11 protein-coding genes and 3 pseudogenes are annotated in these 6,851 nt (G+C 44.9%); 2 read left to right on the forward strand and 12 right to left on the reverse strand.

Annotated elements, in window-relative coordinates; genetic code table 11:
- A pseudogene (locus tag LZ23_RS11025) lies at positions 1 to 260 on the reverse strand (hypothetical protein); the annotation flags it as partial.
- Positions 261 to 594: 334 nt separating this feature from the next.
- Between LZ23_RS11025 and LZ23_RS11035 the strand changes: the two are divergent.
- Together LZ23_RS11035 and LZ23_RS11040 are read left to right on the forward strand one after the other, a co-directional pair.
- On the forward strand, positions 595 to 864 hold the full coding sequence (locus LZ23_RS11035; RefSeq protein ID WP_045214166.1) for a hypothetical protein: 270 nt from the start codon (positions 595 to 597) through the stop codon (positions 862 to 864).
- Positions 855 to 1,124: a type II toxin-antitoxin system RelE family toxin gene (locus tag LZ23_RS11040; protein WP_045214168.1), complete on the forward strand. Its 270-nt coding sequence runs from the start codon at positions 855 to 857 to the stop codon at positions 1,122 to 1,124. The genes LZ23_RS11035 and LZ23_RS11040 overlap by 10 nt, the downstream gene beginning before the upstream one ends.
- Here the strand turns inward: LZ23_RS11040 and LZ23_RS11045 are convergent.
- The 11 genes and pseudogenes from LZ23_RS11045 to LZ23_RS11090 form a co-directional block, all read right to left on the reverse strand.
- Positions 1,121 to 1,633, reverse strand: coding sequence for a hypothetical protein (locus LZ23_RS11045; RefSeq protein WP_045214170.1), 513 nt, complete (start codon positions 1,631 to 1,633; stop codon positions 1,121 to 1,123). The two genes, LZ23_RS11040 and LZ23_RS11045, sit on opposite strands and share 4 nt — an antisense overlap.
- The gene (locus LZ23_RS11050; RefSeq protein WP_045214173.1) at positions 1,630 to 3,144 is read right to left on the reverse strand and encodes a class I SAM-dependent methyltransferase; all 1,515 of its coding nucleotides are present in this window, start codon (positions 3,142 to 3,144) and stop codon (positions 1,630 to 1,632) included. Before LZ23_RS11050 ends, LZ23_RS11045 begins: the two co-directional genes overlap by 4 nt.
- Positions 3,145 to 3,197: 53 nt before the next feature.
- Positions 3,198 to 3,386 (reverse strand): DUF6447 family protein, encoded by a 189-nt coding sequence (locus LZ23_RS11055; protein ID WP_045214188.1) that lies wholly within the window; start codon positions 3,384 to 3,386, stop codon positions 3,198 to 3,200.
- 100 nt (positions 3,387 to 3,486) lie between these two features.
- Positions 3,487 to 3,621, reverse strand: coding sequence for a hypothetical protein (locus LZ23_RS25330; RefSeq protein WP_269745179.1), 135 nt, complete (start codon positions 3,619 to 3,621; stop codon positions 3,487 to 3,489).
- Positions 3,621 to 3,947 (reverse strand): addiction module antidote protein, encoded by a 327-nt coding sequence (locus tag LZ23_RS11060; RefSeq protein ID WP_198145970.1) that lies wholly within the window; start codon positions 3,945 to 3,947, stop codon positions 3,621 to 3,623. The genes LZ23_RS25330 and LZ23_RS11060 overlap by 1 nt, the downstream gene beginning before the upstream one ends.
- A 12-nt stretch (positions 3,948 to 3,959) precedes the next feature.
- Positions 3,960 to 4,247, reverse strand: a complete 288-nt coding sequence (locus LZ23_RS11065) for a type II toxin-antitoxin system RelE/ParE family toxin (protein WP_232300469.1) — start codon at positions 4,245 to 4,247, stop codon at positions 3,960 to 3,962.
- 129 nt (positions 4,248 to 4,376) lie between these two features.
- Positions 4,377 to 4,739, reverse strand: a pseudogene (locus LZ23_RS23500) (GDP-mannose 4,6-dehydratase); the annotation flags it as partial.
- Complete coding sequence (locus LZ23_RS11075) at positions 4,736 to 5,059, reverse strand: nucleotidyltransferase domain-containing protein (RefSeq protein WP_045214178.1); 324 nt, start codon at positions 5,057 to 5,059, stop codon at positions 4,736 to 4,738. The gene LZ23_RS11075 and the pseudogene LZ23_RS23500, both read right to left, overlap by 4 nt.
- Entirely contained in the window at positions 5,023 to 5,436 is a 414-nt protein-coding gene (locus LZ23_RS11080; RefSeq protein WP_045214180.1) for a HEPN domain-containing protein, read from the reverse strand. Before LZ23_RS11080 ends, LZ23_RS11075 begins: the two co-directional genes overlap by 37 nt.
- Before the next feature lie 57 nt (positions 5,437 to 5,493).
- On the reverse strand, positions 5,494 to 6,411 hold the full coding sequence (locus LZ23_RS11085) for a transposase (protein ID WP_045214182.1): 918 nt from the start codon (positions 6,409 to 6,411) through the stop codon (positions 5,494 to 5,496).
- Positions 6,380 to 6,851: pseudogene (locus tag LZ23_RS11090) on the reverse strand (hypothetical protein); the annotation flags it as partial. The pseudogene LZ23_RS11090 and the gene LZ23_RS11085, both read right to left, overlap by 32 nt.

Below are 6,851 nucleotides of genomic sequence, written 5' to 3' on the forward strand. Positions count from 1 at the left end.
CGCTGTTTCTCCCGGTTGCTTTTGGTATAGTCAGGGTTGTTTTCCCTGTATTTTTCCCAGTAGTCCGAGTTCTTCTCGCACCACCGCTTTTGGGCATCTTGCTTGTTTAAGCGATAAGCCTCATCATCCTTTACCTTCTTTTTTTGCCACCGGCGTTTGCGTGCTCTCTGGCAATCAGGCTTGGAGCAGTATTTCTGGTCGGGGTTACGTTTGGTAAGGGGAAAAAGACACCGGCAGAATTTACAGCGCTTCTTGACCATACAACCTCCATGAACAGTTGTTCACCAAGGTGGTAGGCTTGCAAAGAAGAAAAATGAATAGAAAAAAACAGGCGGGGTGGGGCTGGATATTGCGGGATACTGGCAACATAACCAAACTGGCAACATAATGTCCCCACTTTCTTTCTTTAAATTGGTTCCCAATTCTTATAACCGATTACAAGGCAGTTTTTTGAAACAGCATGGCAGCACAGTAAAAACTGAGGCCGTAGAGGGCTTTCAGGGGGTGTTTTTGGTGTCAGGTATGGGGAAATGCGTAGAAGCGCTTAGAAAGGGCGTAGGAGGGCTTAAAGTGGAAATGGGGTGTTAGCCAACAATGATATTGCCAATTATGTCCAGAGAACTTAATATTACTCTGCAAAACATGGAGGTATATCATATGGCAACCATAGAAAAAATTCAGGACGACATACTTTCTCTTTCCGACTCCGAAAAACTCAGGCTTTCCAAATGGCTTTCCGAGTTAGAAGCAAGAGTCTGGGATCAGGAAATTGTGGATGATTTTTCGCAGGGTGGCAGAGCCAACGCTTTATTGGAACGAGTGAAGTCTGATTATGCAGCCGGAAAGTGCTCAAGATGGGAATAAGATCATTTACACATCCTGATTTCTGGAAGTGTTATGAAAAGCTCCCTAAACATATTAAAACCCTTGCTGATAGAAAATTTGAGCTTTTCAAAGAAGATCCCAGCCATCCGTCATTGGATTTCAGTAAAAAGGGATCTGTCTGGACAGTGAATGTTGGCTACCATTACAGAGCAATAGCTTTTAGAGAGGGCGAAGATATTGTTTGGTTCTGGATTGGAAGCCATGAGGACTACAATACGTTAATGAATAGGTTAGCTTAATCCCCACCCCTCCCATACTCCATCGGCCGCATCCATTCAGCAGGCTGCTCCAAGCCCCACCCCGCCTTATCAGCTTGATCTCTGAGCAGCCGTAATATCTGGTGTGCTTCTGTGCGCTTTAGTGCAAGTGCAGCTATTGGCTCTGTATCTACAGATTTGAACCCGAGTATAAGTGCGTCGCCTTGGGTTTCAAGCTGTACCTCAGTGGAGTAGTAGGGCTTTGCACTTTCTGGCTTTGCAGTTTTCGGTATTTCACCAGGCTTTCTGTTGACTACGGCAGCAATATGCCCCATTTGCATTACTTCTGCTGAATCAGGTGTTCTGGAGGCAGTAGGGCTGGTACTGGTAAGCTTGTCACCCATAGACTTCAAAAGCATACCCAACAGCCTTCTCGAAATGTAGGCTTTGCTGGTATTGCCGTCTTGCAGATAGAGGATCAGAAACATTTTGTCCTCTGTGGGGTCATAGCCTATGGTGACTGTATTTGCTTTGGGGTAGGTAACACTCACTTAACCCCACCAAGCCTCTTAATCAGCGGCAAATTACCACCCATAAACCCATCCAGCCTTACCTTCAGCTCATTAACTGTTTCCTCTCCGTGCTTCAAAGGCTGGCCGTCTTTAAGCAGTGACTTGTTTAAACCCCGCAGTCTTGCCTCTACACCTGCTGGGATGTCCTCGTTCTTACTGAGTGCATCAATGGCCATCCACTGGATCTCGTCCAAGTTAATGCCAGTACCAATGCCTGGTAATGCCAGATACCTGTAAGGTGCGCCACGGGATACCATTTCGGCCAGAGTCTGATTGAAACTTATGGCTGGTTTCTTGTTTGTGTTTTGGACATAGAAGCCAACAGCTCCGCCGTGTGCAAGTAGAGTCAAAGACTGCAACAGTGATCCCAGATTTAGATCCGACAAAGCTTTATTCAGATCAGCAATTTTAACTGGACCCTTGGCTATCTGCTCTATGATTGGCTTATATACTTCTTCCTTGCCAGATACTTCACCAAACCCAGTCTGAAATTTGAGAGATATCTTATCAGGTGCTTGCAGTAATGTGACCATTCTCTGGGCGAATAGACTTAACTGCTCTCCACTCCATATTGGTGTCTGGCCCCGTACAAATACATCCCTTCTAAAACTCTGATTGATAGCCATGTCCTTAAATAGCTCCCGCATAGCCATATCCGGGGCAGAGTCTATGGCTTTCCGCATTGGTTCAGGCAGCATTGCGTCATAGTTCTCCGGCAAAGTAGCACTTCCCAGAAACCTGAGCTTACCTTCAGAGGCTTCATGGGCGATCTGGGTGAAATAAAACAGTGTCCAGGAGCTATGGAAATATTCGTGATAAATGTAATTCTCGTTACTGGCAGCAGTTTTCTGCAGCTGCTCCAGCCTGGACTGGATACCCGGTTGAGACTTAAATACCGCAGCCCCGGCATTTTTAAGGCTCTCTAAAGCTGTCAGGGCAGACTCAAAGGACTGCTTGTTCACTCCGGTTCTATCCGCAAACTGGGTCATCAAGTGCTGTACCGGATGTGTTGCCAGCCAGCCGGGTAGGGCGTTGTAACTGAAATATGCCAATCCGCCCGGGGTAAGGGTTTTGTCGATTATTCTGTATATTGCTGAGCGTACTTCCTGGTTTACCCAGGTTAGTATCCCGTGCGCCACTACATAATCGCAAGGTTCAAAAGGTTGGTCTTTTGCGGCCAGAGACACAAAGTCAGCTTCGTGAAACTCTATATTGGTCAGGCCTGTCCTTCTCACCAGGCTTCTGGCATGTGCTATCTGCTCCGGATTAAAATCCACTCCCACAAAGCGCATATGCGGGTTAGCTGCAGCCATTACGCATAAGCCTAAACCCTGTCCGCAGCCGAGTTCAAGCATTCTCTTGCTGGTATTGGGAGGCTCCGAACCCTTTAGTAATGCCACCCAGTCTAACCAGTTGGGTGCAAATTCTTTGTAGAAGCCGTAGGTGTAGGAAGTGTCTGAGTAGTAGCCGTGTTGCCATGCGGTGGTCATTGGTGGGGTCTCCTTTTATATCAAAAAAGCCCACGTGCCTTTAAGGCAGTGGGTTATTGTTTATCCAGCATCTCAGATAAAGCCCGTGCATAACCATTGCGAGCTGTCTGATAAACAGCTATTTCATTCTTCAATTCCTCGATTTTCTTATCCACAAACTGGATTGAACCTAACTGTTGCTTGGCTTCTTCTGAAAGCTGATCTGAATCGTACTCTTTCCCATCGATTGTGATTGTAGGCATGGTTGTGTCTCCTTTATTTTTACCTAATTTAAACCTTAGACCTTGACGTTTCTCTTGGTAATTCTGAATATCCTCCACCAACCCCCGCAATATCTCTTGCTCATCCCTGGCCGACAATATCTAATGTCATCAACCAGAGGATCAGGGTGTTGTTCGTTGTAAATTCAAAAGTCTTGGTTGGGTTCCAGCGTTTGGTTGCGTGGGTTTTGGAAGATATTGGTATTGGATTGGTCATTATGTCCTTTGGGGTTGTTGATCTTTAGAGTGTAATGGTTTTGCTATAAGCCTTACTCCTAAGGCTTCACATACTCGACTGATTGTTTCAAAGCGGGGCTGTGCCTTGGGTCGTAAAGCCTTGTACAATGCTTCACGGGTAATGCCTGAAGACTTAGATATCTCGCTCATGCCTTTGGAGCGAGCGATATCTCCAAGGGCGGCGGCAAGCAGGGAGGGATCATTTTCTTCAATTATTGCTGTAATATATTCAGCAATTGCATCTTCACTGTCTAGATATTTTGAGGCATCAAAGTCAGGCAATTCATGTGTATGTAATTTTTTCATTATTTTAATCCCCTATAAAGCCAGCCAATTTGATCGCTTTGGCAATATCAGTGTTCTGGGTTGATTTCTGGCCGCCCCCAGCAGAATTATTATCTCTTTGCCTCTTTGTGTGTAATAAATGCGCCACCCTGGACCGAAATGTTCACGCATTTCAAACACTCCCTCTCCAACCGGCTTTACGTCTCCCAAGTTGCCAAGTTGAACTTTACGTAATCTGGCAACCAGTCGTCCCTTAACTTTGGGGTCTTTATGGTTGGATAGCCATTCATCAAATTGAGATGTATGTTTTACTGTAAACACGATTCATTCGTAACCATTCGATTACAAATGGTCAACAAATTTTTGAAGTAGTCATCCATTATGTTTGGCCCAGCCTCTTCATAATAAAAAGTAAAGCATATTTCGTCTGTCCCTGTTGGCTCAGTGTGTCAGGCCCAGTAGTCTTATAGCCTCAAGTATTCTAAGCGTTCCCAGAGCATCAGCATTGGCCGTATACTCCGCAGTCTCAAAAGAGACCTGCACGTGGCTCTGGGCTGCCAGATTGTATATCTCATCAGGCTGCACTTCCTGGATTATCCGGATCAGATTTGTAGCGTCTGTCAGATCTCCGTAGTGCAGTATAAAGTTTCTGTTTTCAGTGTGCGGGTCCTGGTACAGATGGTCTATGCGATCTGTATTGAAGCTCGAGGCCCTGCGCTTTATTCCGTGGACAATTTAGTTCTTGTGCAGGAGCAGTTCTGCGAGGTAGGCTCCGTCTTGTCCTGTTATGCCGGTGATTAGGGCTTTTTTCATGGGATTGAAATTATTTCTCCAAAATGTTTGATTTCATCAACAAGATGACCGCCTGCATCAAATGACAATGGACTATAGGGCATTGGCTCAATTTTGGTGTTAATGTTTCTACGTAAAGGAACAATCCTTCGCCTGTCCTGAAAGCGATCATCTGTGAATGCTTCTGAAATCAGAGCTACATCAATATCGCTATCTTCATGGGCATACCCTTTTGTCCATGATCCAAATAGGATAGCCTTCTGTACAAAAATCCCGTGCTTATTAAGCTCAACTATATATTTTTTTACGTCTTTGATGATTTCATTTTTTGCATTAGCCATGACTTCATCTCCTCAATTTTATTGAGATAGTTGATTGTAAACTCTCTGCTGCATTTTTTATGAAAAGAGAATTTTTCATCGGGATACCTGGCTTCAAGGTTAAAGTCTGTAACAATTTCGAGCAATTCTACCTGTTCTATAGATAGCTCAATCTCAGATTTTTCAGCAAGGTAAGTCAATCGGTGTGATAGTGGTGGATTTTTTCCTTTAGTAGAAACAAAATAAGCTTTAAGTAATTTTTCCAGGGTCAGATGAGCAAAAAACAATGAATATGGGTAGTCCTGCTTTTCCAAGAGATGACCTGCAACCACCCAGTCTTTTTCTGCTGATACAATCCAGAAATTGACTTTATTGTTTATCTCAGAAATGTTGGCCATTTACAGAAAATATGATATATTGACTAAACGGTCAATTAAAAAGCTCAATTTATGTTTTTAAGTACCCAATCGCTTCATGGAATATAAACCCTCAACACCACCAACGGGAGTAAACTTCCGCTCATCCTTGGACCGAAGCAAATGCTTAACCTGATCAAACACCTCCTGAACAAAGTCTTTCCCCCCGATCACACCTGAGTCTGTAAAATACCGGCATCTGTATCTGAACCGGTCAGTCCTGGATATTTTGTAGCCTTTCTTCCTGGCCTTTTCCACAATCTTTTTGTCCATTACCTTGCCTTTCCCGGCATCCACAGCGCCTGTCTCATATACAAACTGTCTGTACTTGCGGACAATCTCTTTTGGATCAAACTCGTTCCATTCCTTCATGCCAAAGTCTATGGACAGCAAGCCGTCCTTATTACCGGTCTGAGTATGGTAGCCCAGGGAACACCAGCGGTAGTCTTCCGGTTTCTTTACTATCCCGGCCCGGATGGGATTAAGATCCACATAAGCCATAAGGTTAACCAGACTCAAACCATCCTGGACAATCATACTTTTGAATCTATCCCCCCAGAAAAAGCCTCTGCGGCCATACTTCTTATTGAAATACCTGGTAAATCCCTGCTTGATGTCCTTCACATAAGCCCCCAGGCTGGTGAGGCGCTTGCGGTAGTCGGATATAAGAACCCCGGTCACATTAAGTTCATCTCCATAATACTTATGCAGCCTTTTCTTGATTTCATCATCTGTCGGATCAGATTCAGGATACATGCGGATTACCAGGTGGAAGTGGTTGCCTAAAAGTGCGAATCCCAGCACGTCCACAAAGTAGAACTGGGATAGCTTTTTGATCAGGCCCAGCAGAAAGTCATTGTCCCTGTCCTTGATGGGCAGGCCCTGAAGAGCTGTTCTGGAAACAATATGGTATACGTTTGGCTGATTATCCCGGATAAATCTGGCAATTCTGGGCATGGTGAACCTCCTGGAAGGCTTGTGGTTGCTGGGTTGAGAGGAATATAGCGGAATGGGTTAGAAAATGCAACTTAAAGAACCTGTCCCTACTTTCTTCCCTGGCGGCAAAGGGCAGAAACAGTCCCATGCTTTGCCGGTAAGCCATAACGGTGTTAAGGCTGACTCCGCCCAGCACAAAGCCTGCATGCTTTACCTGGACATGCTCCTGGAATGCCTTCAATGTGTCGCAGGAAACAGTATGTTCACAGGAAGTTTGGTTCAGGACCGCAAAGTCCAGCAGACGGTTTAAAACTCGGCTGCTTTTCACAATTGTCCCTTGAGCATACTCCTTGGTCCTCATCCATTTTAGATAGTTTTGAATTTGTCTCTCCAGCATGCTTTTTACTTCCCTGATCTTTGTTTGAGCTCGTGTAAAAACGCCACTGCCTCCCGGAAATTTA

Source organism: Desulfonatronovibrio magnus (assembly GCF_000934755.1).
Lineage (GTDB): Bacteria > Desulfobacterota > Desulfovibrionia > Desulfovibrionales > Desulfonatronovibrionaceae > Desulfonatronovibrio > Desulfonatronovibrio magnus.

Coding starts and splice junctions, on each gene's coding strand:
- LZ23_RS11035 (WP_045214166.1), top strand. CDS start 595: ATGATATTGCCAATTATGTCCAGAGAACTTAATATTACTCTGCAAAAC.
- LZ23_RS11040 (WP_045214168.1), top strand. CDS start 855: ATGGGAATAAGATCATTTACACATCCTGATTTCTGGAAGTGTTATGAA.
- LZ23_RS11050 (WP_045214173.1), bottom strand. CDS start 3,144: ATGACCACCGCATGGCAACACGGCTACTACTCAGACACTTCCTACACC.
- LZ23_RS11055 (WP_045214188.1), bottom strand. CDS start 3,386: ATGCCTACAATCACAATCGATGGGAAAGAGTACGATTCAGATCAGCTT.
- LZ23_RS25330 (WP_269745179.1), bottom strand. CDS start 3,621: ATGACCAATCCAATACCAATATCTTCCAAAACCCACGCAACCAAACGC.
- LZ23_RS11060 (WP_198145970.1), bottom strand. CDS start 3,947: ATGAAAAAATTACATACACATGAATTGCCTGACTTTGATGCCTCAAAA.
- LZ23_RS11075 (WP_045214178.1), bottom strand. CDS start 5,059: ATGGCTAATGCAAAAAATGAAATCATCAAAGACGTAAAAAAATATATA.
- LZ23_RS11080 (WP_045214180.1), bottom strand. CDS start 5,436: ATGGCCAACATTTCTGAGATAAACAATAAAGTCAATTTCTGGATTGTA.
- LZ23_RS11085 (WP_045214182.1), bottom strand. CDS start 6,411: ATGCCCAGAATTGCCAGATTTATCCGGGATAATCAGCCAAACGTATAC.